Source organism: Salinigranum halophilum, from assembly GCF_007004735.1.
Classification (GTDB): Archaea; Halobacteriota; Halobacteria; order Halobacteriales; family Haloferacaceae; genus Salinigranum; species Salinigranum halophilum.
This window is the reverse complement of the sequence record NZ_SSNL01000009.1, coordinates 40901-66889: the sequence shown is the minus strand read 5'-3', so window position 1 is coordinate 66889 and position 25989 is coordinate 40901. Positions and strand designations below refer to the sequence as shown.

Sequence of the window (25989 nt, the reverse complement as noted above, 5' to 3'; positions counted from 1 at the left end):
TGATTTGAGCGTCCAATTCTCGGACTACTTTCACCCCGGTTGGATGACGTTATTGGTGACATCCTCTCTGCCGTGAACGGCGGGATTCTCTCCTCGTAGAACGATAGGTGAAGGGACAGACACACACCACTGCTGCAAGTGAAGCCGGGGGTCGAGGAAGGGGGTAAGAGAACGGAAAGCAAACAGGCACGAGAGAACGAATCGCTGAAATCGACGTGGAGTAGCCTTTAGATCGTGAATCAGCACGAATAGCACCAACATAGAAATGTCAGATCTTTAGTTGTAATCGTGGACTGTTGTTCTAGTCACTACTTCTAGTCTAGTGTTTCACTTGTAACAGTGGTGTGTGTCTATCCCTTCACTTGAAACAGATGTAGGGGTGGTTTTATATAGGGGACATGAGAAGGCGGTGACATGCGTCGATTCGAGCGGAAGCAAAACATTTTCCGCAACAAAGACGCCCTTGGTGAGTCTTATCAACCCGACCAAATTGAGGAGCGGGACGAAGAGATCGAGCAGTACATGCACGCGCTCCAACCGGTTGTCGACGGCTGGGAACCGAACAATATCTTCCTCTACGGGAACACCGGTGTCGGGAAGACTGCCGTCACTGACTACCTTCTCGATAGACTCCAAGACGACGTGGCAGATTATGATGACGTCGACCTCTCAGTTATTTCGTTGAATTGCAAGACGCTGAACTCCTCCTATCAGGTCGCTGTTGAACTCGTGAACAAACTCCGACCGACTGGTGGTGAAATCAGCTCGACCGGGTACCCTCAGCAAACCGTTTTCAAAAAGCTGTACAAGGAACTTGAGACGATTGGCGGAACGATTCTGATCGTCTTGGACGAGGTCGACTCGATCGGTGGCCGTGACGAGTTATTGTATGAACTCCCACGAGCACGAGCTAACAACAACCTTGATTCGACCAAGGTCGGGGTCATCGGGATCAGCAACGATTTCAAATTTCGCGAGAAGCTTGACCCTCGTGTTCAAGATACGCTCTGTGAACGAGAACTTCAATTCCCACCGTATGACGCTCCAGAACTCCAGAACATCCTCGAATCTCGGGCGGAAAACGCAATCGCCGAGGACGCTGTTGAAGAGGGAGTGTTAAAATTCTGTGCCGCACTTGCTGCTCGCGATAGTGGAAGCGCTCGGCAGGCACTCGACCTCCTCCGATTGGCCGGCGAGATCGCTGAAAATCGCGATTCGGACCTCATCGAACGTGGACACGTCGAAGCAGCCCGTTCGCGACTCGACCAGGAGCGAGTTGAGGAGGGAATGCGCGAACTGACCACGCACGGACGACTCACCCTGCTGGCGGTTATCTCGAAAACCGCCAAGCAAGAGACGCCATGTCGGACTCGAGAAGTGTACGAAGAATACATCAACCTCTGCGATTCCTCTGGTACCGACTCGCTCGCCCAGCGGTCCGTGCATAATCATTTGTCTGACCTCCGGATGCTCGGAATTCTGTCGGCCTACGAGAACCGGAGCGGATCACGTGGTAATTACTACAGCTACGAATTGGATGTCTCGTTCACGAGTGCGATCGAAGCGATGTCTGACGTTCTCCTATTGGACAACGAACTCGAAGCGATTCGGGAAATCGCATCGATGAACAACGTCGCATAGCTACCCCACCGTTACAAGTGATGGCGTCGATGTGACCCAATTTCTCGTGTTCACTTGCAAGAGTGGTGTGATCAGTTTAGACCTCGTTCACTTGCAGGGGTGGTGTGGTTCACTCGTAACGGTGGTGTGTCTGCCGATCCCGAAATCGTGTCTGAGGATCACGCCCCGGACGAACTCGAGAAGAACCAACTCTACGAAGGGATGCAGGAACTCACGACACTGGGCCACGCAGTTCTCTGTGTACTCGCTTCCTACTGCCCGTACCGTTTGTGCGTCTCGTCGATAGGAAGAACCTCAAAAACCTGTACCGCCTTCGCATCTTCAAACAGTGACGCCTCTCACCAGTCGTCCCGCTATCCGGGCTTTCCGAGCGCGTCAGCGAAGCACTCGGGGGCGTATCTCGTCTCGTCGACGAGTTTCACGACCGGTGCAAACTCGAATCCGAACCGGCGTAGCGGCTCGCCGGTAACCTCTGCCACCACTGCGCTCCCGATCGCAAGAGGCGTTTGGCTTCGTCGAGAGTCGACGGGCTGAATCCCACCTCCAATCGGTCGGGATCCGCACCCTCGGCTCGACGGATACTTCCTCCGTACTGGTCGAGCCAGCGCGTCCACGGGTCCTCTCGCTCATCGTGGGTCTCAGCTCGGAACAGTGCATCGAGTGCTCCCTCGAGTCCCTTGTTGATGCTCTCTTTGACCGAATCGATGTACCGGTCACTTTCCGTCTGGACGATATATTTCGAGGCGAGCTGGACGTCGCCGTACGTGTGTTCGACCAGCGGTGAGAGTCGATGTATTGAGGCGTATACCGTGTCGAGATGAACGCCGATGGTCCGTGCGAGCTTCTTCGGGGAGGTTGCTCCGCCGTCAGTGAGGAGCGTATCGACGAGGTCGGCATCCATCGAATGCATCCGGCTCGCGGCACCGAATACGAGGTCGTCCTGTCTCTGCTCGATTCGTGGCAGTCGGTATCGGCGGATTTTCCGCCACCGTACGGATTCGGTCACCTCGAAGTAACCGTCGGCGACGTAGTACTGCAAGTCTGGCCGCGTGGGAATGTCCGACCACTCGAGCACGTTCAGCAGCGCCTCGTTGAGTTCGCGCCTCGGAGATGTATGGGTGTACTTGTAGGATTTTATGTCCGGTAAAAAACCGATGGAAAACTCGCATTGGCCGAATTCGGGCATCTTGACACCCGTACACGGCGGAATACAGGTGTACGCACGTCGAAAGGGGGAGAGTACTCTCTCGTCTCTGAATCCACTCACGTAGGCGAGACGTCGCGCTGACTGGATCAAAAGCTCGTGTAAGGACGTTGTGAACCCCCCCATCGGTTCGGAGGGATGCACCACCCTTTCCTTTGAGGACAAGAGACTAACGACCCACGAGCCTCTGAAGTTCTCACGCGGAGAACTGCCACCTTCCGTTATTTCAGATGTTGGAAATTTTTCTCGGATAGAACGCATCAAGATCACTGCTGGCCGGAGTACTGTCGAAATCTGAATCGAGCGTTTTCGGTTATTCCACATTTTCTTTCAGATTACGTTCAGGACTCGATTATTGACTGACTGCGTGTGTCTGTCCACTCGACGGTCGTCACGCCCGAATTATGCTTCGCAGTAATGTATCGTATGCTGCTATACATATTTTCGACGTGTAGAGGAGCAGTGTTGGACAAAGTGGGTGACCGGTATCTCGAAGAAGCGGAGTGTCAGACTTCACCCCCGACCCCGGTGGGTCGGCTCACTCGCCCCCACAGGGTGTTCAGAACTCGACGACGCTGATCCACGCCTCGTCAGCACAGCGCGGACAGTGGCTCTCCGCACGTTCCAGCAAGCATGCTCGATGACACCAGATGTGGCACTGCTCACACTTCACCATGTCGTCGTTCCGCCCGAGGGGTTCACCGCAGATGGAACACCGTTTTAAACCGACCATAGCCGAGCAGACGACGAGGAGCGAGAAAAACCTTCAGTGGCTGTACTGTCGGCAGTGTTGCACTCTCTCGCTAGACGGCTGTTCGACCATGCCGCTGGTCAGCGTCCGGCCCACGACTTCTTCACAGCCAGTTGGGCCGCAACGACAGCCGAGCGAACGGTCACACGGAGTCGGAGGTTCTGTCCGCCGAGGGTGTCGGCGTCTGGCTCGCACAGACGACGGTCACCTGGTAGTCGATGTGGGCCGTCACGCTCTGCGTGGCGGCTGTGACGGTCAGGTCGACGGTCGCGGGGCCCGCGTAGCCGCCACAGTCGACTGTTCCGCTCACCACCTCCGTCTCGCCCGGGTCGAGCGAGCGCGAGTCGATGTCGGAGACGTCGGTGAGTCCACCGCGGACGACGCGAGCGTCGACGTCCATCGGCGTCTCGAACCGGTTGTGCACGACGAAGAGCGGCACGTGCTGGTCTTCGACAGTGACGGGGTCCTCGCGCAGCTGACTCCGGTCGGTGACCCACTCCGGCGCGGGATGGGTTCCCTGTGCACCGGGGTCGGCCAGCGGGACGAACCCCGACGCCTGGTCGTCGGCGACGGAGACGGAGACGGCGCGGTCGATCTCCGCCGCGCTGAAGCCGCTGGTCCCGAGAGTCAGAGAGCCCGCGGCGACGATGGCGATGGCGAGGAAGGCCCAGGTGCGTCGGTTCACGCGCTCTCACTCCCGGAGTTCCGGTGGTCGTTCACTCGCGCCGATGAGGCTCTCGTGCTGGTGGTAGTAGTTCGCACACGCGCTCACGAGGAACGCGACGGTGACGAACATCCCGACGGCGATGCCCGGCACGCCCGCGAACGGCCCGATGTTCAAGCCGACGGCCACGAGCGCCGCCAGCGAAGCCGACCCGAGCGCCAGATAGTACTCGCTCCACGGGATGTCCCGCCCCGGAACGACCTCGAGGTAGATGTCGAGGTCCTCGGCGCGACTGGTCAACGCCACCTCCCGGCGGTCGACGTGGACGATCCCGGACTCCTCGAGTCCGGGGACGTGCGTCTGCTGCAGGGCGTTGTACACGCGGCGGCGCTGGTCGGACGTTACCTCCTCGACGGCGATCTCGTTCTCCCAGGCGGCCACCTGTGTGGCGAGGGTGCCGACGTCGACCGGTTCGTCGCGGCGTTTGAGGTGGTGGAGCGCGAACCGACGGCGCTGGTTCCGCAGGATGTGGAACAGCTCGTCGCGCCCGATGTCTCCCGATTCACCTCCTGCTGTGCTGTACGATGGTGTCGACCGTGATTTGGTTGCGCTCATGACCTTCGCCTTCGTTACTACACCCATGAGTTTCAGTACATTTGAATATACAGGTCTTTTTATAATTCTCTAGGTAGTGAACGAATTTTAACGCACCGTTGAGACGGGGTTGACACGTTCGAGGTCGGTTTAACCGATGCTTTCGGGTCGACGAGGTGCGGACAATCGGAGCCAGTGGCTGGTGTCGTCCACACACAATTGCGGCCTGTGGACGGCTCAATCTGCTCATGTAAACGTGGGTACCGGGCCATGCATCTGGTGTCGCAGGCCTCCTGGTGGGGGGCGTGGGACGACAACCAAGGTGACATACAACATGGTGAAACGACGCAAGTTTCTGATCGGTGCTGGATCGTTGATCGCAGGTGGCGCGGCCGCGACGGGAACGGGTGCATTCACGACGATGGAATCGGGTGACCGAACCACCGAAGTAACGGTGGCCAGTGACGCCGAATCGTTCATCGGCCTCAAGGGCACCAGTAGATACGCGAACGGAGATAGTCAGGAGGGTGGAAAGCTGGCTCTGGACTTCACTGGCGACGTGACGTTCAGCTACAATGGCGATGGTGTGAACCCGGACTCGACGTACCGCTTCGACGACGTGTTCAGCATAATCAACGCGATCGCCGGTCGGAACGAAGACTACGGCGACGGACAGAATGACGACAACGACCAGCTCCTCGGGAAGCCGGTCGTCTACGTCGAGACGGAAGGATTCGACGTCGATATCGAGTTCTACGTCTCTGGAACGGACAGCCGCCAGGTCCCGTACGGAACCAGTATCACGGGTGAACAGAACGAGATCCGAATGAACGATCCTGATTCCTTCGATATCGGAGTTAAAATCGAAGGCACGAGCTCCGCTAAGGCGATGGCTGGGGGAACGATCACCGTCCACGCTACCATCGATGGTGAGCAGGACCGGTTCCCGATGAACTAAACCTCGGCGAGAGAGCGAACCGACCTCGGCTTATCCCTACGCTCTGGCGCACCTATTTTAGTGGTCGCAGTGAACGTAGACTCACAAACGGCGAATCGAATAATCCAATGAGTGTGAGGAGGAAGCGTCTCGAAAAAGGAGTGTCCCTGCTAGTCCTGACCTCGGGCTTCGTGCTTGTCGTCGGCCAAGTTTTCGGCGTCCCGCTCGGCCTCGCCTTCGTCGAGACGGGGAGCATGTCCCCCACGATGGAACCCGGTGACGGCTTCGTCGCCCTCCCGCCTGCCCTCCTCGGTGGCGTCGACGAGGGCGACGTCGTCACGTTCGACGCCCAGAACATCGAGAACGGTCGTCTCACGACCCACCGCGTCGTCGACGAGACTCCCGAGGGGTACATTACGCGCGGAGACGCGAACCCCTTCACCGACCAGCAGTCGAACGAACCCCCGGTCCCCCGTGATAGAGTCGTCGCCGAAGCCGTGCAGGTCGGCGGCACCGTCGTCGTCATCCCCAACCTCGGCGACGCCGTCAGTGCGGTCCGCGGCGCGTTCGCCGCCGTCGGCGACCCGTTCGGTCTGAGTGTGAACCAGGTGGTCGCGTTCGTCCTCGTCGCGCTGCTCGCCGCGTACCTCCTCGACGAGAGCGGCGCGGCGGGCGAGAAACGCACCGACCGCTCGACCCGTCGCGCCGACGGCTTCTCGGGGCTCCTGTTCGTCGTCGGGGCCGTCGCGCTCGTCGTTATGATGGCCACGCTGAGCATGACCGCCGCGAGCGGCGCGATGGCCGTCCCGTACGACAGCGTCGACCCCGGCGCGGCCGGACAGGGCGGCATCCCGGCCGGGACGACGGCGAACGCCTCCATCGAACTCCGGAACGGCGGGGTCGTGCCGATGACGGCGGTCCTCGACAGTCCGAGTCAGAACGCCGCCCTCGCCACGGAGCGAGTCTCGCTCGGCCCGCGCGGTAACCGGTCGGTGAACCTCAGCATCACCGCACCCCCCTCGACGGGGAGCTACGAGGTGACCGTCGAGCGCCGGCAGTACCTCGCGGTGCTCCCCGCGGGGGTGCTCGCGGAGCTGTCGGCCGTGAACCACTGGCTCGCGGTGCTGGCGGTCGACCTCCTGCTCGCGCTGGTCGTGAGTCTGGTGGGCGTCAGACTCGTGGGGCTCGGACGGGTCCGCCTCCGACCCACACGCTCGCTCCCGTTGGAGGTCGGGTTCGTCCGGTGGCTCCGGTCGCTCTATCGGAGTTGATTCGCACGCCCACAGAGTCATAACGGCCCCGCGTCATCTCCGGGCATGGCACGCGTGAACCGGCTCCGCATACGGGCGTTTCTGGACCGCCAGTTCGCCCTCGCCGTTCTCGTTCTCGTCGTCCTCGCCGGCGTCGGTGGGGTTCTCACCTACGACGCGTACGCACAGCCGAACACGACTGTCCAGACGAACGAGGTGACGGTCTGGGAGGCCGACGGCTCGTTCACCCACGGGGCGACCGTGGTCGACAACGAGACCAAGACGGCAGGCGCGTTCGAGCCGGGCGCGACCGTCCAGAACCGAAGCGTCTACTTCCAGTCGATCATGCCCGTGCTGAACGGGACGTTCCGGTACGGCTACGCCGCCGACTCGGGTGAACTGGACGCGACGGTGCGCAGCCGGCTCGTGGTCCGAAGCGTGGGCCGCGGGCGCGAGCGGCCGATCGAGTACTGGCGCCAGACCCGCTCACTCGGGCGCGAGGAGGTGACACTCGCGCCCGGCGAGCGTGTCCGGGTGCCCTTCTCGGTGAACGTCACCGAGGCGGCGGCGACCGCCGACCAGGTCCGCGAGCGAGTCGGTGACCCCGGACAGACGCGGGCGAGCGTCAACGTCACCGTCGCGCTCACCGGGACGGCGGGCGGACGGGACATCGACCGGACGCTGCAGTACGCGCTCCCGGTGCGTATCGAGGGAGGCGTCTACCGCGTCGACGAGGCGGCCAGCACGCGAGCGTTCACCCAGCCGGAGCGGGTGACTGTCACCGAGTCGCCGGGTCCGCTCTCCGCCTACGGAGCCCCGGGACTGCTCGCGCTCTCACTCTCCGGACTCGTCGCTCTCGCGGTCGCTCGGCGCGGTGGTCGACTCACGCTCACCGACACCGAGCGTGCGTGGGTGGCGTACCGCGACGACCGGGCGGACTTCGACGACTGGATCTCGACCGTTCGGCTCCCCGCCGAGGCCGAGTCGCTCCCCGTCGGCGAGGCCGGCACTCTCGCCGACCTCGTCAACGTCGCCATCGACACGGACAACGCGGTGCTCGAATCACCCGACGGCGACACGTACCACGTCGTCCACGACGACTTCCGATACACGTTCACGGCCCCATCCGCTCCCCTCGCGGCCGACTCGGCCCCGAGGGCGTCAGCCGACGCGGTCGCCGATGGGTCGGTGAGAGACGAGCCGGACCGTGGCCGAGACGACGGACAGCCGACCACGAGTGCTCCGTCCGCCGCGGAGGAGCGTCCGGACTGACCACGCTCCCCGCTCGGCTCTCGAAGCTCGATTCTCGCATCCCCTATCGAAGCTCCCTCGAAACTCCCTTGCGGTTCACTGCGGTGGAAGGAAGTACGTGTCCGCCTGAAGCCGCCGGGTGATCTCACGGAGCCGCCGCCCGCCGCAGTCGCGACAGCCCGGTGGCTCGTCGGGGCTCGCGTGGACCGTGTCACAGCCGTCACAGACGTAGAACCGCAGTCCAAGCACGAGAGAGGGTTCGTCCCGCAGGCATAAACCCTGTCGGTCGCCCCGGTCTCCGCTCACCCACGGCCGACTGTCCGCTCCGCCGGTGTGCCAGCCGAACGGACAGACGTTTCCGTCGAGGCTCCTCCCCTCCATCCATGTCCCGTCGGACCGACCTCATCGACCTGTTCGCTCTCGACGAGGCGACGTTCGCGTCCAGGGTGCCGGCGTTTCTCGCCGTGGACGGCCTCGACACCGACCACCGGCTGACGGTGGCGGCCGCCGGCCCGGAGTCGTTCGACGGCCCCGACGGCCTGCCGGGCTTCGACCGGCTTCCGCCCCGCGAGCGGGACCTCGTCTGGCGGGCCTGGCTCCTCGACGCGGTCCCGTTCGGGCTCACCGTCTCGGGCCCCGCGTATCAGGACAACCCCATCATCTACGCGAACTGGACGCTTCGGCGGCTGACCGGCTACTCCCTCTCCGACCTCGTGGGCGAGAACCCACGCGTCCTCCAGGGACCCGACACCGACCCCGGCCCCGTCGACGACCTCCGCGAGGCGCTCGACATCTGGGAGCCCGTCACGGTCGAACTCCGGAACTACTGCGCCGACGGAACGTCCTTCCGGAATCGTGTCTCGCTCGTCCCGATTCCGGACGAGACGGGGACCATCTCGAACTGGGTCGGCGTCCAGAAGGCCGTGGGAGACACCCACGAACGGGACTGAGGCGGCCGTGTGGCGGGCGTTGCCGACGCCGCGCCGTCCGGACGCGCTCAGCTCACACGCTGTTCAGGTTGCCACCGTCGATGACGATCGACTCGGCCGTGACGTACGCCGAGAGGTCGCTCGCGAGGAAGACACAGACGCCGGCGACGTCCGATGGCTCCCCGAACCGCCGCAGGGGGATGGTCGCCTTAAGTTGCTCGCCTTCGTCGGTCCCGACTGTCGGCGAGTCCTCGATGGTCATCGCCGTCTCGATGACGCCAGGGTGGATCGCGTTGACCCTGATTCCATCGGGACCGAGTTCGCTCGCTAGCGCGTACGAGAACAGTCGGACGCCGCCTTTCGCCGCGGAGTACGGAGTGATACCGCCGTAGCCGACCATCCCGGCGACACTCGACATGTTGATGATGCTCCCGCCGTCGCCGCGTTCGACGAGTTCGAGCGCGGCCGCCTTCGCCCCGTGGAAGACGCCGTCGAGGTTGACCTCGATCAGTGAGCGGTACGCCTCGAGGTCGAGGTCGACGAGAGGCGTCTGTGGCCCGACGATTCCGGCGTTGTTGACCATCACGTCGATTCCACCGAACTCGTCGGCCGCCTCCACCGCGGCGACACAGTCGTCGTAATCGGTCACGTCGCACTCGACGAACACCGCCTCCCCGCCACGCTCTTCGATCAGTTCGTCCGTCGGCGTTCCGCCCTGGCGGGGGTCTCGCTGGAGGTCGGCGACGACGACCGCGGCGCCGTGGTCTGCGAACGCCTCGGCGATGGCTCGGCCGTTTCCACTCGCAGCACCGGTGATGACCGCCGTCTTACCTGACAACAGGGACATGTCCGATACTCTTAATCATCGATAATTAATGTTTCTTCGGTGGCAGTCACTGACTGCGACTCGCGCTCGTTCGGCGCTGTCTTGTTTCAACGTCGTGGGAGGTCTCGACTCACGAGTACCCGTCCCCGTTCACTCCCCCACTAGTGTCGTCCACCGTCGCACACCCCACCAGACTATCGCCCGGGAACCACCTGTTTCGCGTCGGTTCTACCGTCGCTGTCGGGGTAGTCGGCCTCTTCTGTCTCCAGCCGTAGTGAGATCAGAGAACACCGCCCACAGATTTATATCGAAGTCAATCATTTTACATGATTGATGAATGATATTAACGGAGACGAGTCCGTCGCGCTCCCTGGAGCATCGGCTGAGAGCTACGTGGAAGAGCTCATGCTGCGGTATCCAGTTCCCGCCGAGCGGTACCGCTGGGCCGCCGAAGAGGCCCGGTGGGGGGAACTCGTCTACGCCATTCTCGCACGAATCGGCGCGCCCGGGGTCCCGTCGGAGCGCGCGGCGACAGCGAGAGACCTCCTGTTCGAGATGGACAAACTCGCCGTGCGAGACCTCGCTGCGATGGATCCCTCCGAGACGACAAGTGCCACGTCACACGCGAACGCGGTGGCCACGGTCCTGTTGGGGGTCGGCTACAGCGAGTCGGAGGCGCGGCAGGCAGTCGCGGCGCTCGCGGAGACCGCAGAGCACATCGAGCGTCAGTACGACGGGAAACCACAGCGGTACCTGCGCGAGTACGGCCAGCGGATGCTCGACGAACTCCCCGACCGGTTCGCGTTCGACGAGTTCGCGGAAGACGACGTCAGGTACGCCTTCACGCTCTGGTTCCAGAACGTCCTGAACATGCCCGTGACGCTCCGCTCGCCGGAGATGACAACCTTCTGTGAGCGATACGACGTGACCGTCGAGGAACTGGTGGCGGCCGCCGACGTGCAGGACATCAACCTGGCCCTGCTCGATGACCTCGTCGCCGAGCACGTCGCGGAACTGGAAGCGGCCGAACTGGACCGGGAGTCGACGATGGCAGGTCTCGGGGTCGGGGCAGATGCCGAAGGCGGTGGACGGAGCGATGACGAGTAGGTGCCCAACCGATTGGAGCGGTCGACGGACCTCGTTACCGAACATCGGCTTGAGGAGGACGTGATGGCTGACAGACAGCTCAAGCGGCGAGTGGAGCATCTGAAGGAGGTTATCTACGAACTGTACGGAGACCGCCATCTCAAGTCACCGTACATCAGGGGTCGTCCGCTCCGTGACGTCAAAGTACGGTACTACGACTCGAAGGACAAGTGGGACACAGCGCACAAGCGATACGCCGAGACCTACGCGAGGAAACTCGTCAGGTACTGGAAGCAGAACAACGCGCCGTACTACCAGAAACGGTTACACGAGTGCGGCACCCACGAAGGCGTGGTTGCGGCCGCGAAGAACACGTATCTCCAGGCGTTCAGCTCCGACGATCCGGCGTACTACGATAGCATCTCGAAAACCATCGTGACGCGGTCGAAATCTCACCAGGTGCTCGGACACGAACTCGTCCACGCGTGTGCCGTCACGAGTGGGGTCAACCTCTATGGCCTGCCAGTCAGCCGGTTCTCTGAACTCGTCGATTCCAAACTGACTGAGAGCGTCGTCGAGTATCTCTCGTACGAGATATCGTTCCGGTACATCACGAGAGACTTTCCCGAGGGACCGAAAGGCGACGTTGCGAAGATCGAGAAAGAGTACATCGCGAAGAGACTCACCGAGAACTCGAAGGATGAGAACTCGTCCGATGGGTACTCACTCACTCCTGCGAAGCAGTTCATTAACACCCACGGTCGTGAGAAAGTTCTCCACTCGTACTTTTCAGGATCCTTCGAGAAGGCAAACAAGGGGACGAGACACCGGTGGCTCAAGACAGGCGACGACGGCCGACAGTGGGTCCCAGCGATTCCTTCTACCGGCAAAAGAACAAAACTCCGACGCCCGTTACAGCGGCGCTCGACAGGCTATCGAAGGAAGACGGCCACGCGCACGACCCCGGTCGAACGGTTACCGACTCCAACAGCGAGACAGGGACGCTTCTCTCGGGAATACACGACGATCGCACCGAAGTCCTACACCGTCAAGCCGGGCGACACGTTCCCGACGGTCGCCAAGAAGTTCGGTGCGGCGAACCAGTGGCAGACGCTCAAGACGCACAACCCACACGTCGGCGGCGCGAAACACACTCCGCTTCCGACGGGACGGAAACTGACCCTCCCGGCCCACTGGTCATCCGGGCGGGCACGGTGGTGGGACGGCGCATCGACCCGAAGAACCGGCGCGACGAGCGGTGGGTTCGCCCACCAGTACGACAGGAGCGTCGGAACGCGGTTCGACCGCCGGCGTGACAGGCGTGTCGGACGTGGAATCGGCACCGGACGGGGACTGACTGTCGAGCCGAACTGGATGAAGCCCCACCAGTACCGGACGGTCAGTCTCGAGCCGAAGTCCCGGCCGTTCACGACCAGCGGCGGGTTCGACGCGAGAACTGGCGGTTCGCTCGACGGATATCGTGCGAGTGACGGGCTGGGGCCGAGTGGGAGGGTACAGCCGAAAAAATACACCATCAAACCGAACGACACCCTCAGCGGCATCGCGAGCAAGTTCGGACACGCGAGCCAGTGGCGCACCCTCTACAATCTGAATCGAAAGACCATCGGGAACAACCCGCACTTGATACACCCTACCCAGACGCTGGATATTCCGGCCCACTGGCGGTACGGTGGCAGCTACTAGTATCCGCCAGTATAGTCCCGTCGAGACCGAGACGACCGAACTCGCCCTCGAGACGGCACACCCGACGACAGACACGTACGGCGGCCAACTCGAGGAGATGGGCCCGCTCTCGAAACGACGAGGTGACACCCACGACGGTCACCGTGGCCCCGATTCGAATCCAACTCGACAGAGCACGGTGGGGTCCCCGCGACCCTCCGCGTGCGAGACGAATTTACCTTCCCCACCCTCATTTCCGTCGTCTCCTCACCCCTCGTTCAGACTGAAAGCCGCTGCTGAAGCGGAGAGCGGACAGCGTGGACTTCTCAGTCGTGCTCGAGGGCTCCACCTCGCGACAGGTGGGGATTCAACTATCACGGGTATGTAGCCAGTATTATATATCGTTGATTATCATCACGAGGTGAAACATGCGCGACAGCCCTCCAATAGACACTGGTGGACTCGCCAGGTCCGCCACGGTGATCGGTCTCGTCTTGGTCCTCCTCGTCTCGATGGTCGGCGGGGTGATGGCGTTCGAAGGCGTCAACGAAGGTAACGTGAAGGTCGTCAAAAACCAGGGCGCAGTCACGGGCACGGTCCTCGAACCCGGGTGGCACTTCATCACGCCCATCGTCGAGGGGACCGTTTCCATCCCGACACGGCCCCAGACATACACGATGAGCCACCAGAGTGGCGAAGGCGATAACGCGAACCAGGACGACTCGGTGCGTGTCCTCACCCAGGATGGCCTGCACGTCGACGTCGACGTGACTGTCCGCTATCGCGTTACGCCACGCGACGCGCCACGGTTCCACGAGGAGTACCGCAACCTCCCGACTGCGGAGACGCGTCTCATTCGGCCGACGGTCCGCTCGGTGCTGCGGACCGAGGGCGGCAACATCGACGTGACGGACATCTACACCGGTGAGGGGCAGACCCGCCTCAAACTCGCCGTCGAACGAGCGCTCAAGAACGAGACCGGCGGGAGCGGGATCGTCATCGAGAGCGTCCAGATCCGAAACGTCCGACTCCCCACCGAGTACGCGAGGTCCATCGAGCAGAAGAAGGTCAAGCAACAGAAGATCGAGGAAGCGGAGTACGAGATTCAGGTCGCCGAGAAGAACAAACAACGACAGGTGATCGAGGCCGAAGCCGAGGCCGAACAGATCCGCATCAAGGGCCAGGCACTGCGCCGGAACCCCGAGGTGCTTGACCTCCGCTACATCGAGGCACTGCGTGAGAACGACAACACCATCTACGTCCCGGCTGACGGCGGCGTCACCCTCACGCGTGACGTGAGCGACGACGTCACGTCCACGGACGCGGGTGACACGCTCGAGAACGAGAGCACAGCCTGACTGCGGTCCGATACGAGCGTTTCGAGATGCGACAATCCCTCACCTTCGCCGCCGTTGCCGCCGCCGCCTGCGTGCTACTCGTCGCGATGGCCCGTGTCTCGGGGGTTCTCCTGCTTCCGCTACTGCTCGTGCTGCTTCTCGGCCTCGGCTACGTGACTGTCGAGATCGTAACTGGCCCGCCGTCGTCGTACCCCCGCTTCGCGTCGGGGACGTTCGAACGGACCGAGTCCACGGCGGTGTCGCTCTCTGAGACAACCCCCTGTGAATCCTGCACCGACTGGACGGGCCCGGGCGAGCGCCGCACGACGCATCGGGAGTTCGTGTTCCTCGGCGTCCCACTCGTTCGGCTGTCGACGACGCAGACCGTGCGCTGTGCGGTGTGTGCCGACCCGCTGGCGGCCATCGAAGAGCAAGAACGGGACGGTATCGACCGCGCACTCGACCGTGAGCGGTGACCCACAGTCCGAGACGAGTGAGAGAGTGCTGTCAGACGCTGTCTCCTGAGGGTCGCGGGGGTCCCCTCACCGCAGTGTTGTCACCACCGCGCTCGACACTCGTGCGGGGTGCTCACAGCAACCGCCCACGCGGGTCGCTCATCGACTCAGTTCGACGACTCGCGCGGGGTCGTTGCTCCTCAACACGTCGTCAAGCGCACGCTCTAGTTCAGGTTCCGTGAGCGTCCCCTCGACGTACTGGCGTTTCAGCTCGTCTATCGCCTCCTGTTCGCTCATCGAAGCACCGTCCCGGCGTGTGCTGTCAGAGCGTTCTCTCGCCGCGTCGATCTTCCGTCGCACGCTGGCTGGAATCTCGGGCCTGAGGTAGACGAAGCCAGCAACGGTGAGCATCGTCAGCAGGCCCCCGACGAGGACAAGCGATGCGACCACGGCAACGGGACCGACGGCGAACAACACGAACAGCAGTGTCATCAGCATCAACACGAGCGTGAGGACCGCGGCGACGGCAGCCCCGAGCGCGAACACGATCAGCAACGGGGCCTCGACGAAGTCTTCGAGTAGCGCTGCTGGCTCCGTGAGCTCCTCGACGATGTCTTCGATATCGACGACCGCTTCGACGAAGTCCTCGAGATCAACCATGGACGAGGTTGTCGGCCGAAGGCGATTCGAGTTTCGGTCGGACTGACCGACGACCCGCCGGGCACGACCCACCGGCACGAGCGTCGACTTCGACACTCAGCGACCCCCGCTGAATAAATTACCATCTATATTAATGAAGTTCTTTTATTTTACCGATACGGTCAAATATACGCGGATATAATACCAAAAAGTGATTAAACCGACGTCGGTACCGAACGCGCGAAGGGAGGAGACGTCGTGACACGACTGACGGCCCCAGCGGGCGCGTCTGTCACGCAGGCAGTGCTCCGGTTCGGGGCGACGGGAGCGGTCGCGTTCGGTTTCTATCTCGTTCTCGGTGACCCGACGGACCCGTTCGACGTCGTGACGGGGCTCGTGAGCGCGGCGGTCGTGGCGGCGGTTCTCGGCGGTGTCGTGTTCGAGCGGACACCGTCCGTCGGAACCGCCTCGTCGGTCCTCCGCGCCATCGTGTTCGTCCCCGCGTTGCTGGTCGCCGTCGCCCGCGCGAACCTCGCGCTCGTGGCGGTCGTCCTCGACCCCGACCTGCCAATCGACCCTGCCGTGGTCCGGATTCCAGCCCCGGAGGGGAGGTTCGCGCGCGCCCTGCTGGCGAACAGCATCACGCTGACGCCGGGGACGCTGACGCTCGACGTCGTCGACGACGAACTCGTCGTCCACACGCTGACGGAGACGAGTCGGACCGAACTACTGGAGGGGTCGCTCGCGCGGTCCGTCGCGTTCGTCACGGGTGAGAGCCGGTCCGACGTCGTGCACACCGACGGGGGGAAGCCGTGACCGCAACGCTCGTGACGACCGGACTGCTGGGCGGCGCGGCCGCCCTTGTCGTCCTCGCCGGGGCGCTGTTCTGGCGGGTCGCCGTCGGACCGACGTCCGCCGACCGGGTGGTCGCGGTCAACGTCATCGGCACCGCCGCCGTCGTCGTCATCGCGCTGTGCAGTGCTGCGCTCGACGAACCTGGGTTCCTCGACGTGGCGCTGGTGTACGCGCTGTTGAACTTCCTGCTCTCGCTGGGGCTCGCGCGGGTGTCGGTCGAGCGAGGGGAGTTGCCGTGACTCTCGTCGAGGTGCTCGTGTTGGGACTGGTCGGCGCGAGCGTCTTCTTCTCGTTCGTCGCCGTCGTCGGCTTCGTCCGGCTCCCGGACGTCTTCGCCCGTGCCCACGCGGCCTCGAAGAGTGAGACGCTCGGCGCGTTATTCGGCCTCGTCGCGGCCGCCGTGGTCTTCGGCGTGGGTGCCGAGACGGTGAAAATCGCCCTCCTCGCCGTCTTCGTGCTCGTCACCGGTCCGACGGCGGCACACGCCATCGTCCGGGCGGCCACGCTCGCCGGGGCGACCCCGTGGACGCGCGACGATGCCACCCACGACGGGACCGAGACCGGGGCCGAGGCCGGAGTCGAGGGAGGCGATGCGTCGTGACGGCTACCGACCCCCTCCTCGTCGGACTGCTCGTCCTCGTCGTCGTCACTGCCGTCATGACGGCAGTCGCCCGAACCCTCCCGACCACGCTGGTCGCGTTCGCCACGTACAGCCTCGGCCTCGCGATGGTGTGGATCGTCTTCCGCGCGCCGGACGTCGCGCTCACCGAGGCCGCGGTCGGTGCCGGCGTCACGACCGCGCTGTTCTTGGTGCTGTTGCGCCGGACGAGCGGCTCCGAACCGACGCAGCCGACGGCACCGACCCGACGCGTCCGCCCTGCTTCGGTCGTCGTCAGCGCGGCGGTGACCCTCGCACTCTTGCTCACGGTCCCGTCGCTCCCGGCGGTCGGGGCGGCCGACACACCCGTGTTCGGCCCGGTCGCGGAGTTCTACCTCACGGACTCGGCCGACCGGGGAATCGACAACGTGGTGACGGCCGTCCTCGTCGTCTACCGCGGGTTCGACACGTTCGGCGAGATCGCGGTCGTCTTCGCCGCGGCCGTCGCCGTGCTCGCCGTGCTCGGACGGGAGGTGGTCCTGTGAGCCGTCACCCCGACAGCCCGGTGGTCGTCGCGACCGTCCGCGTCCTCTCGCTGTTCATCCTGACGTTCGCCCTCTTCACGCTGTTCCACGGCACCAGCTCCGTCGGGGGCGGGTTCCAGGGCGGGGTGGTCGCGGCGGCGGTGGTCGTGACGCTCGCGTTCGCTTTCGGCATCGACGACACCGCGCGCTGGCTCTCGGCTGGCCGGTTGCTCGCCTTCGTGGTCGCGGCGCCGGTCGTCTTCGTGCTCGTCGCGCTCGCCGGTGTCGCCACCGGCGGGGCGTTCCTCCAGTTCGACCACCTCCCCGTCCCGAAGCCGTCGGTGTACGCGACAGAGGCCATCGAACTGGGCATCGGCGCGACGGTCGGTGCCGTCATCGTCGTCCTGTTCGTCAATCTCGCGGCCCCCACAGCGGGGGGTGAGCGACCGTGACGTTCGCCGACGCGCTGTTCGGTGCGATGGTCGGGTCGCGCGGAGCGTACGTCGTCTACGCGCTCCTCGTCGGCATCGGCCTGTTCGTCCTCGTCGACGACGACAACCTGGTGAAGAAGGTCGTCGGACTCAACGTGTTCCAGACCGGCGTGTTCCTCTTCTTCATCACGGCCGCGTTCCGCGCCGACGGCCGCGCGCCGCTGCTCTCTGCGACGGGACCGTTCGTCAACCCGCTGCCGCACGTCCTCATCCTGACGGCCATCGTCGTCGGCGTGAGCGTCACGGCCGTCGCGCTGGCGCTGGTCGTCCGGCTGTACGACGAACACGGCACGTTCAGCGAACGGGCGATTCGGGAGGCACGGCCGTGAGTCACCTGCTTCCCCTGCTCGTCACCGTCCCCATCGTCGGTGCGCTCGTCCCGGTCGTGCTCGGTGCCCGCCGCCCCGTCCTCTCGCGTCGGCTCACCGCGGGCGTCCTCGTCGGCCAGGTCGGGCTCGCGGTCGCCGTCCTCGTCGCCGTCGCCACAACGGGGCCGCGGACGTACGTCGTCGGGGGGCTGCCCGCAGCGGTCGGAATCGGCCTGCGCGCCGACGCCGTCTCGAGCGTGTTCGTCCTCCTCGTCGCCGTGGCCGCGGCCGCGCTCTCTCTCACCGTCCGCACCGACACGACGGGCCCGACCGACAGCCTCTGGCTCCTGTTCGTCGCCGGCCTCACCGGAATCGCCGTCACGGCCGACGTGTTCAACCTCTACGTCTTCCTCGAGATATCCGGGCTCGCCGCGTACGCGCTGGTCGCCGGCCGCCGCGGGACGCGAGCGGCACTGGCTGCGTTCCACTACCTCGTCGTCGGGACCATCGGCGCGACGCTGTACCTCCTCGGCGTCGGCTACCTGTACGTCGCCACCGGGACGCTCGCGATGGCCGACCTCCGGGTCGCACTCGCGGCCGTCGGCTACGACTCGCCGCTCGTCGTCACGGCGTTCGTCCTCGTGACGGTCGGACTGGGGGTAAAACTCGCGCTGTTCCCGCTGCAGGCGTGGAAGCCGGACGCGTACGCCGCAGCCACGCCCGACGTGAGCGCGCTCCTCGCGACGCTCGGGTCGACCGTCCCCGGTTACGCGCTCGTCCGCCTCGTCTTCGACGTGTTCACCGCCTCGTTCCTCGACGCCGTCCCGCTCGTCCGGGGCAGTCTGTTGGTCGTCGGCGTCGCGAGCGTCGCCGCCGGCGGCTTCCTCGCGCTCCGACAGTCCGACGTGCGCCGACTGCTCGCGTACTCGTCGGTGCTGCAGATGGGGCTCGTCGTCTTCGGTATCGCCATCGCCACGCCCGCCGCGGTGACCGCCGCGCTCGTCCTGCTGGTGGCGAACGCCGTCGCCAAAGGCGGCCTCTACGCCGCAACGGGAGTGTTTGCTGAGCGGTTTGACGCGACCACCGTCGACAGCTACGCGGGTCTCGGTCGCGACGCCCCGCTGACGGCTGCGGCGGTCGGCGTCGCGCTCGTCTCGCTCGTCGGCCTCCCCCCGACCGTCGGCTTCGCCGGCAAGTGGTATCTGGCCGTCGCGGCCGTCGATGCCCGCGCGTGGGTGGTCGTCGTTGTCGTGTTGCTCAGCACGCTCCTCTCGCTCGCGTACGCTGGTCGCGTCGTCGAGCGGTTGTACCTCGCGCCCGCCGGCCACGGGGTCGAACCAGTAGCCGCCGACGGCGGCGGTCACGCGGCCGTCCCGTCCGGTGACCGTGCGGTCGCCTTCGTCGTCGTGGCCGCCCTCGCGACGGTGCTCGTCGGTCTCGGCTCGACGGCACTGGCCGCGTGGTTCGCTCCCGTCGTGGAGGGGTGGCTGTGACCGACACCGTCTCCGCGCTGCCGCTTGCGGCGGTGGCGCTCCCCACGCTGGCAGTGCCGCTCATCTACGCCGCCCGTTCCCGCCCGTTCTTCCGGGAGGCCGTGACGCTCGCGACGGCGACGGCGACGCTCGTGACCGTCTGGCTCGCCGTCCAATCCCCGACGACGCTCGTCACGCCGCTCGGGTCGTTCGCCGGCATCCCGTTCGCGCTCCGCGCCGACGCCGCCGCGCTCCTGTTCGCGCTGCTCGCCGCGCTGTTGTGGCTCGTGACGAGCGTCTACAGCATCGGCTACCTGTACGCGCTCGACGAGCACGCACAGACGCGGTACTTCGCCGCCTTCGCGGCGAGCATCGCCGCCACGATGGGCGTCGCGTTCGCCGCGAACCTGCTCACGCTGTTCGTGTTCTACGAACTGCTGACGCTCGCGACGTACCCGCTCGTCGTCCACGCAGGGACGACGAAGGCGCGCGCCGCCGGCCGGCAGTACATCGCGTACACGCTCGGCGGCGGCGTTGCCGCGCTCGGCGGCATCGTGCTCGTCGGCGTGCTCACCGGAACGGTGACGTTCACCGCGGGTGGCATCGATGCGCTGGGTGCCGTGGACACGATGCTCGCCCGCGTCGCCTTCGTCCTGCTCGTGGTCGGCTTCGGGGTGAAGACGGCGCTCGTCCCGCTGCACGGCTGGCTGCCCACCGCGATGGTCGCGCCGACGCCCGTCTCCGGCCTGCTGCACGCCGTCGCCGTCGTCAAGAGCGGCGTCTTCGCGCTCGGCCGGACCGTCCTGTACGTCTTTGGACCCGAGACGACGTGGGACCTCGGTCTCGCCCTCCCGCTGGCCGCCGCCGCCGCTGCGACGATGGTCGTCGCGGGCGTCGTCGGACTCCGTCAGGACAACCTCAAGCGCGGGCTGGCGTACTCGACGGTGAGCCACCTCGCGTACATCGCGCTCGGCCTCGCGCTGGCGACGCCCGTCGCCGTCTTCGGCGCGTTCATTCACGTCGTCGCCCACGCGTTCATGAAGATCTCGCTGTTCTTCGCCGCGGGACTCATCTACGTCGAGACCGGCGAGAAGTACGTCTCCGACCTCGCGGGTGTGGGTCGACGGCTCCCGATGACCATGACGGCGTTCGCTATCGCCGCGGCCGGCCTCATCGGTTTCCCGCTCGTCGCCGGCTTCGTCAGCAAGTTCCACCTCGTCGTCGGCGCGGCGGCGAGCCCACACCCGGCGCTCGTCGTCGCGTATCTCGTCGCCGGCGTGCTGAAGCTGCTATACTTCTGGCCGGTGGTCTACACGGCCTTCTTCGGCCGGCGGGGGAGCGACACCTCCGAGAGTCGGCACCCCTTCGCGCCGCCGCACGCGACCGACGGCGGGTACGTCGAGCAGACGACGTGGGAGCGCCGGTCGCTCACGCGTGAGGCCTCCCCACTGCTCCTCGCCCCGGTAGTGGCCACCGCGGGGCTGGCAGTGCTCATGGGCCTCGCCCCGACCGCCTTCCCGTTCTGGTCGCTCGCCGAGGCGGTCGTGGTGGAGGTGTTCGGATGACCGACGCGACCGTGCTGTCGGCCGTCCCTCCCTGGGTCGTCTACCTGGTGGCAGTGGTGGCCGTGTCGGTGCTGCCGCGACGGCTCGGAACCGGGCTGGCGGTCGGTCTCGTCGGAGCGACCGTCCCCTGGGTGCTGACCGTCCCCGCCGGGACGACGGTGGCGGTGACGCCGTTCGGCTTCGAGCAGGTCCTGTTCCGGGTCGACGGCCTCACCCGACCGGTCGCCGCACTGTTCGGCTTCGTCGCCGCGGTCAACGTCCTCTACGGTTACGCGACCGACGCGGACGCCCGGCAGACGGTGTACGCGCTCACCTACATGGGCGCGGGCGTCGCGGCCGTCCTCGCCGGCGACTGGCTGACGCTGCTCGTCGCGTGGGAGCTTCTGGCGGTGACCGCGACGGTCCTCGTCTGGCACCACGGGGGAAGCGCGGTCCGCCCGGCGTTCCGCTACGCCGTCTACCACCTCGTCGGCGGGACGCTCCTGGTCGCGGCCGTCGCGCTCCACTACGCCGCCGCGGGGACGTTCCGCTACGACGGCGGCTTCACCGCCGGCCTCCCGACGGCGCTCGCACTCGCCGGTGTCGGCGTCAACCTCGGATTCGTCGGCCTCCACGCGTGGCTGCCCGACACGTACGCTCGGCCACACGTCGCGGCGAGCGTCGTCCTGGCCGCCTTCACGACGAAGGTCGCGGTGTACACCCTCGCTCGCCTCGCCCCGGACGGGAACGCCCTCGTCGCGTGGATGGGCGGCGCGATGGTGCTGTACGGCGTGACACAGGCCGTCCTCCAGACGGACATGCGCCGCCTGCTGTCCTATCACATCATGTCACAGGTCGGGTACATGACCGTCGCCATCGGAATCGGCACGGCCGCCGGCGTCACCGGCGCGTTCGCCCACCTGACCGCGAACGTCCTCTACAAGGGCCTGCTGTTCATGGTCGCCGGCGCGATCATCGTCCGGACCGGTGAGGCGTCGCTCAAGCGCCTCGGCGGACTGGCCTCGACGATGCCGCTCACGTTCGTCACGTTCCTGGTCGCGGCGCTCGCCATCACGGGCGTCCCCGGCTTCTCGGGATTCGTCAGCAAGGGACTCGTCACGAAGGCCGTTGAGGGCGCTGGCGGCGACCTCCTGTGGTGGGCGCTCGTCGTCGGCGGCGTCGGGACGGTCCTGTCGTTCGTCAAGTTCGGCTACTACGCGTTCGTCCGCCGGACGTCGGAGCCACGGCGGGTCGCTCCCGCGTCGCCGGCGCTGTCGCTGTCGCTCGTCGTCGTCGCCATCCCGTCCGTGGCGTTCGGCGTCTTCCCGGCGACGTTCCTCGGTGCGTTCGCCGGCGACCCCGGCGGGTTCGCGCCGTACGCGACGAGCGAACTCACGAAGGCGCTCGCGGTCGTCGCCGTCGGCGTCGTGGCCTTTGCGGCCCTCAGACGGCCGCTCGGTCGCGTGCCCGTCGTCGACGTCGACCGCGTGCTCCACCCGCTCGCCGCGCGGGTCGCCATCGGGACGTCGGCGTTCGCCGTCCGCGTCGGTGTGACGGTCGCGCTCGCCCGGTCGCGGGTCGTCGACCGCCTCGAGTCGGCCGTCGGCCGCGACCCCGAGACTGCGGATACGGCGCTCCACGCGGCCATCGGGGCGCTCGTCGCGACCGCCGCACTCGCGCTCGTCGTCGCGGCCCTCGCGTGACCCCACCTATCCACCCATGACTCCACTGATCCAACACACGGTTGTACCGGCTCCCGACCGCTCCAGCGCGTTCGCTCGCCGTCGTCCCGCCTCCCCGCGCGCGGAGGTGACGGGCGCATGACGACCCGGGTGGCCGTTCCGTTCGACGGCTCCGACCAGTCGCGGCTCGCCATCGCGTACGCGTTCGAGCAGTTCCCCGACGGCGACGTCACGGTGTTCCACGTCGTCCAGCCGTTCCCCGACCACACCAAGGCGGGCGGTCACGATGGCCGGCGGCACGCGCGCGTCTTCGAGGACCGACGGCGGTTGCTGGCAGAGGCGGTGGCCGCCGGAACCGACCGTACAGGTGACGTCCAGACGGTGCTGCTGTATGGCCGCCCGCGCGACGAGGTGCCCAGATACATCGCCGCACAGGGCTTCGACGAGGTCGTGATGGGGTCGCGAGGGCTCTCCGGGACGGCGACGCGGCTCCTCGGGAGCGTCTCGTGCGCGGTGATTCGGCGGACGCCGGTCCCTGTGACGGTGCTTCGGACGGCCCCGACCGAGGACGACCCCGTACGGCCCCCACGCCCACGTCGGGTGTTGGTCCCGTTCGACGGGTCACCCCGTGCACGCGACGCGCTGCGGTACGCGTTCACCCGGTTCCCGGGCGCTGACGTCACCGCCGTGTTCGTGGCCACGACAGAGGCGGCGGCGAACCGGGTCGTCACATTGGGCGACGGCGGCGACGCGACGGACCGGACCGGCCCCGACGCGGACGGCGAACGAGTGCTCGTGGCGGCACAGCGGATCGCTGCGCGACACGACCGGTCACTCTCGGTCGCGACCGAGTGTGGCGACCCGGTCGCCTGCCTCGCGACGTGGGTCCGAGACAACGACGTCGACCACGTCGTCGTCGGACGGTCGCCCGTCAGCCGATTCCGGGGCGTGCTGAAGGGGTCGCTCGCTGAGGCCGTCCTCAGTCGCGTGTCCGTCCCTGTGACCGTGGTGCCCTGACCGGTGTCGGCTGTTCGGTGTGTGGCGGTGGCGCACCCCCTCTGTAGCACTAACCAGTTTGCCACTCCACTTATGCCTGAACGAGGGCGACTCTCGTTCGAGACACCTCCAAAACCCCTCACCACGGGGGTGTCTCGCGCCGTCCCTTCGTGCCGTGTCAGCAGTCGTCCGTCGGTCGTGACTCCCTGCAGTGAGTGAGTCATCTGAAACTCAGCTGTGATAATAATGTCGATAATGTTATATCTTGACGGCCGCTTCCCTTACGAGGGGAGTTCCTACGGAGCCAATCGGATGGGTACAGCTCTCTGCGCCCCCCTGGAAGACTGTCGTGGTTTGCGCCCACTCTCTCTTATGGGCAACTCTTCGCGGACGAGTCCGTCACCGTCAGGACACCCGCCCGTCGGGTGAGCGCAGGCGTTGCCGGGATTACTCGAGAGCACGCGAGCGAGGGATATGCCACAGTCGTCACGTTCGTCGAGCGTCTCACCGACTCCGTTCCACACGACTCGGCTAGTCGTCGGAAGGAGTTTTGAGGGGGACCGTCACCGCTCGACTCAGACGACGAGGGGCGGGTCCGAGACCGCTGAAGCCACCCTCTGTCTGTCACACGCGGGGTCTGGTAGTCTCCAGGACGGTTTCTGTGGTCGTGTTGCGTACCGCACACGTATATATAAAATTCTTACATTTTTTGTTTCGTGAATAATAAACACTTATTATAATACGCTGCTTCGACAGGCCGATTATGACTGCACGAAGACGGACCGGTCACACACGTCGTGCGTCACGTGCTACCATTAGCCGACGAAAGCTACTCGCGGTGAGCGGTATGGTTGTCGGGAGTGGACTCAGTGGGTGTCTGGGGCGAGTGGCGTCGGCAGTGACGAATACGGGAGCATCACCTGCGGCGGCGTTCGCGGGGGAGCGAACCGAGCAGTTCGCGTTGGGTAAACCACACACGCGTCGACTGACGCCGACGCTCTCTGCTGGGTCGCGCGGTGTCTCCGGCGAAGTCGGACTGGAGGGTTGGGTTACGTCATCCGCAGTGGTGGCGGCGAACTACAACAACACCCGGAGCAATCGAAGCACTATCGCATCCCCCGATAGCGCCGTTACCGACGACGAACTGAAACCAATCCTTGCGTATCTGGACGACGACCCCATCGTAGCCGAGCGGTTCACGGTGTGTCTGCCCGATGCGGAGGTACCGGGTGGGAACGGGAGTATCGCGGACGCGGTGACGCCGAAGCGACTCATCGACTACATGACGGGACGCCCCGATACCAGTGGACGGGTCTACTCGTGGGGGGACGCCGACTCAGACGGCGATGGGTTGAGCGACTGTGATGACCGAGAGGAGTCTGGCAGTCCCAGAGAGGTGTGTGAGACGACCGAACATTTCGTGGCCGCCGTTTCGGGTCCGACTGCGACGGGCGGCAGCCTCGAGGCGATTCGGACGAGCGACGGGACGCTGGTAATCGTCAATTCGCCGCCGGAAGCCGATGGGGGACCGGCGACGATACGGGGGTCCATCGAGGGTGGTTCGGACGGTCCCGAGTCATCGACCGAAGCGATCTACCAGGCCGGAATCGCAGACATGGGGTGGAGTGCCGCGTCGGGCGGTGGCGGGAAGTCGAGTCCGTTCATCTTCGATACGCTCGTGTCACAGGTGATGGCCCAGCCGCCGGGGTGTCCGCACGCGTTCCCGGCGTTGTTGTACGTGGGGCGGGCCGAGAGTGACGGGCAGCTCGTCTATTCGGGTGGGTGGGTCATCGACGACGCGGCGTTGTACGAGGACGCCGTGACCGTGTTGACGATGGCGGATGCGGCGCACGTGGTCGGTGTCGACCTCGGCGCGTTTGATGGAGATGCGGATGGAGACGAGCTTGGAGACACTGTGGAACGGTCGCTCTCGGGTGAGCGTGCGCGACGAGGGGCCCGTCTCGACTCGGGGTCTGTTGCGGCGTTGGTAAAGGCAGGAGTGCTCTCTGCGGAGGGTGGGAGAGCGACCCATGACCATTGGGTGCGGAAGAAACCGGGGCGGAGTGCGGGTTCGGGTGGAGACGAGGCTGTCGTGCTGACGCATCTCGCGTTGGATGCACCAGTGTTGCACTTAGTGAACGCGGGTCGTGCGTCGAACGACGTGAAGTTCAAGGCAGGTGCTGAGCTGTCGAAAAGCGTGAACTAATCCGCCACTGCGCCTCGCCCGACGCGTAACCACTACGGTTCGGAGCGGGAGGCGGCTCACGCTGAG

At 65.2% G+C, this 25989-nt stretch carries 27 protein-coding genes; 20 read left to right on the top strand and 7 right to left on the bottom strand.

Going from position 1 to position 25989, the window contains the following annotated elements:
- Positions 1–414: 414 nt before the first annotated feature.
- Positions 415–1641, top strand: a complete 1227-nt coding sequence (locus E6N53_RS20140; protein WP_142861200.1) for an orc1/cdc6 family replication initiation protein — start codon at positions 415–417, stop codon at positions 1639–1641.
- Positions 1642–2059: 418 nt separating this feature from the next.
- On the opposite strand, the gene E6N53_RS20130 is transcribed toward E6N53_RS20140, so the two are convergent.
- The 4 genes from E6N53_RS20130 to E6N53_RS20120 all read right to left on the bottom strand — a co-directional run bounded on the left by E6N53_RS20130 (position 2060) and on the right by E6N53_RS20120 (position 4875).
- A complete protein-coding gene (locus E6N53_RS20130; protein WP_142861198.1) occupies positions 2060–2827 on the bottom strand; it encodes a DUF7845 domain-containing protein in 768 nt (255 codons plus the stop codon).
- 577 nt (positions 2828–3404) lie between these two features.
- Entirely contained in the window at positions 3405–3578 is a 174-nt protein-coding gene (locus E6N53_RS20870; protein WP_161596613.1) for a hypothetical protein, read from the bottom strand.
- A 160-nt stretch (positions 3579–3738) separates the two neighbouring features.
- Positions 3739–4281: a hypothetical protein gene (locus tag E6N53_RS20125; RefSeq protein ID WP_142861197.1), complete on the bottom strand. Its 543-nt coding sequence runs from the start codon at positions 4279–4281 to the stop codon at positions 3739–3741.
- Positions 4282–4287: 6 nt separating this feature from the next.
- On the bottom strand, positions 4288–4875 hold the full coding sequence (locus E6N53_RS20120) for a DUF7344 domain-containing protein (protein WP_142861196.1): 588 nt from the start codon (positions 4873–4875) through the stop codon (positions 4288–4290).
- Between the two features lie 301 nt (positions 4876–5176).
- On the opposite strand from E6N53_RS20120, the gene E6N53_RS20115 reads away from it, so the two are divergent.
- The 3 genes from E6N53_RS20115 to E6N53_RS20105 all read left to right on the top strand — a co-directional run bounded on the left by E6N53_RS20115 (position 5177) and on the right by E6N53_RS20105 (position 8313).
- A complete protein-coding gene (locus E6N53_RS20115) occupies positions 5177–5812 on the top strand; it encodes a DUF1102 domain-containing protein (RefSeq protein ID WP_161596612.1) in 636 nt (211 codons plus the stop codon).
- A gap of 140 nt (positions 5813–5952) precedes the next feature.
- Positions 5953–7062, top strand: coding sequence for a S24/S26 family peptidase (locus tag E6N53_RS20110; protein WP_142861194.1), 1110 nt, complete (start codon positions 5953–5955; stop codon positions 7060–7062).
- Between the two features lie 45 nt (positions 7063–7107).
- Complete coding sequence (locus E6N53_RS20105) at positions 7108–8313, top strand: DUF5305 domain-containing protein (protein WP_142861193.1); 1206 nt, start codon at positions 7108–7110, stop codon at positions 8311–8313.
- Positions 8314–8388: 75 nt separating this feature from the next.
- Here E6N53_RS20105 and E6N53_RS20100 read toward each other — a convergent pair whose 3' ends face one another.
- Positions 8389–8673 (bottom strand): hypothetical protein, encoded by a 285-nt coding sequence (locus tag E6N53_RS20100; RefSeq protein WP_142861192.1) that lies wholly within the window; start codon positions 8671–8673, stop codon positions 8389–8391.
- Between the two features lie 2 nt (positions 8674–8675).
- Here E6N53_RS20100 and E6N53_RS20095 point away from each other — a divergent pair, with 2 nt between their 5' ends.
- Positions 8676–9242: a PAS domain-containing protein gene (locus E6N53_RS20095; protein ID WP_142861191.1), complete on the top strand. Its 567-nt coding sequence runs from the start codon at positions 8676–8678 to the stop codon at positions 9240–9242.
- Between the two features lie 52 nt (positions 9243–9294).
- Here the strand turns inward: E6N53_RS20095 and E6N53_RS20090 are convergent, their stop codons facing one another.
- Positions 9295–10068: an SDR family oxidoreductase gene (locus tag E6N53_RS20090; RefSeq protein WP_142861190.1), complete on the bottom strand. Its 774-nt coding sequence runs from the start codon at positions 10066–10068 to the stop codon at positions 9295–9297.
- Between the two features lie 312 nt (positions 10069–10380).
- Here E6N53_RS20090 and E6N53_RS20085 point away from each other — a divergent pair, with 312 nt between their 5' ends.
- The 4 genes from E6N53_RS20085 to E6N53_RS20070 all read left to right on the top strand — a co-directional run bounded on the left by E6N53_RS20085 (position 10381) and on the right by E6N53_RS20070 (position 14629).
- On the top strand, positions 10381–11154 hold the full coding sequence (locus E6N53_RS20085; protein WP_142861189.1) for a hypothetical protein: 774 nt from the start codon (positions 10381–10383) through the stop codon (positions 11152–11154).
- A gap of 63 nt (positions 11155–11217) precedes the next feature.
- On the top strand, positions 11218–12837 hold the full coding sequence (locus E6N53_RS20080) for a LysM peptidoglycan-binding domain-containing protein (RefSeq protein ID WP_142861188.1): 1620 nt from the start codon (positions 11218–11220) through the stop codon (positions 12835–12837).
- 407 nt (positions 12838–13244) lie between these two features.
- Positions 13245–14174 carry a prohibitin family protein gene (locus E6N53_RS20075; RefSeq protein WP_136591757.1) on the top strand — a complete coding sequence of 310 codons (930 nt, stop codon included), beginning with the start codon at positions 13245–13247 and terminating at the stop codon, positions 14172–14174.
- 26 nt (positions 14175–14200) lie between these two features.
- Entirely contained in the window at positions 14201–14629 is a 429-nt protein-coding gene (locus E6N53_RS20070; RefSeq protein ID WP_142861187.1) for a DUF8108 domain-containing protein, read from the top strand.
- Positions 14630–14767: 138 nt separating this feature from the next.
- On the opposite strand, the gene E6N53_RS20065 is transcribed toward E6N53_RS20070, so the two are convergent.
- On the bottom strand, positions 14768–15268 hold the full coding sequence (locus tag E6N53_RS20065) for a hypothetical protein (RefSeq protein WP_142861186.1): 501 nt from the start codon (positions 15266–15268) through the stop codon (positions 14768–14770).
- 237 nt (positions 15269–15505) lie between these two features.
- On the opposite strand from E6N53_RS20065, the gene E6N53_RS20060 reads away from it, so the two are divergent.
- The 11 genes from E6N53_RS20060 (at position 15506) to E6N53_RS21380 (ending at position 25923) form a co-directional block, all read left to right on the top strand.
- Positions 15506–16063 carry a Na+/H+ antiporter subunit E gene (locus E6N53_RS20060; protein WP_201741214.1) on the top strand — a complete coding sequence of 186 codons (558 nt, stop codon included), beginning with the start codon at positions 15506–15508 and terminating at the stop codon, positions 16061–16063.
- On the top strand, positions 16060–16341 hold the full coding sequence (locus E6N53_RS20055; protein WP_136591760.1) for a monovalent cation/H+ antiporter complex subunit F: 282 nt from the start codon (positions 16060–16062) through the stop codon (positions 16339–16341). The genes E6N53_RS20060 and E6N53_RS20055 overlap by 4 nt, the downstream gene beginning before the upstream one ends.
- Positions 16338–16703 (top strand): monovalent cation/H(+) antiporter subunit G, encoded by a 366-nt coding sequence (gene mnhG / locus E6N53_RS20050; RefSeq protein WP_142861185.1) that lies wholly within the window; start codon positions 16338–16340, stop codon positions 16701–16703. Before E6N53_RS20055 ends, mnhG begins: the two co-directional genes overlap by 4 nt.
- On the top strand, positions 16700–17245 hold the full coding sequence (locus E6N53_RS20045) for a DUF4040 domain-containing protein (protein ID WP_236642439.1): 546 nt from the start codon (positions 16700–16702) through the stop codon (positions 17243–17245). The genes mnhG and E6N53_RS20045 overlap by 4 nt, the downstream gene beginning before the upstream one ends.
- Positions 17242–17676 carry an MnhB domain-containing protein gene (locus E6N53_RS20040; protein ID WP_142861184.1) on the top strand — a complete coding sequence of 145 codons (435 nt, stop codon included), beginning with the start codon at positions 17242–17244 and terminating at the stop codon, positions 17674–17676. The genes E6N53_RS20045 and E6N53_RS20040 overlap by 4 nt, the downstream gene beginning before the upstream one ends.
- Positions 17677–17702: 26 nt before the next feature.
- Positions 17703–18044 (top strand): cation:proton antiporter subunit C, encoded by a 342-nt coding sequence (locus E6N53_RS20035; protein WP_136591790.1) that lies wholly within the window; start codon positions 17703–17705, stop codon positions 18042–18044.
- Complete coding sequence (locus E6N53_RS20030; RefSeq protein ID WP_201741213.1) at positions 18041–19516, top strand: complex I subunit 5 family protein; 1476 nt, start codon at positions 18041–18043, stop codon at positions 19514–19516. The genes E6N53_RS20035 and E6N53_RS20030 overlap by 4 nt, the downstream gene beginning before the upstream one ends.
- Complete coding sequence (locus tag E6N53_RS20025) at positions 19513–21060, top strand: proton-conducting transporter transmembrane domain-containing protein (protein WP_201741212.1); 1548 nt, start codon at positions 19513–19515, stop codon at positions 21058–21060. Before E6N53_RS20030 ends, E6N53_RS20025 begins: the two co-directional genes overlap by 4 nt.
- The gene (locus tag E6N53_RS20020) at positions 21057–22742 is read left to right on the top strand and encodes a proton-conducting transporter transmembrane domain-containing protein (protein WP_142861182.1); all 1686 of its coding nucleotides are present in this window, start codon (positions 21057–21059) and stop codon (positions 22740–22742) included. Before E6N53_RS20025 ends, E6N53_RS20020 begins: the two co-directional genes overlap by 4 nt.
- A gap of 117 nt (positions 22743–22859) precedes the next feature.
- Positions 22860–23738 (top strand): universal stress protein, encoded by an 879-nt coding sequence (locus E6N53_RS20015; RefSeq protein ID WP_142861181.1) that lies wholly within the window; start codon positions 22860–22862, stop codon positions 23736–23738.
- Between the two features lie 1045 nt (positions 23739–24783).
- Complete coding sequence (locus E6N53_RS21380) at positions 24784–25923, top strand: hypothetical protein (RefSeq protein ID WP_236642437.1); 1140 nt, start codon at positions 24784–24786, stop codon at positions 25921–25923.
- The last annotated feature ends 66 nt before the right edge of the window (positions 25924–25989 follow it).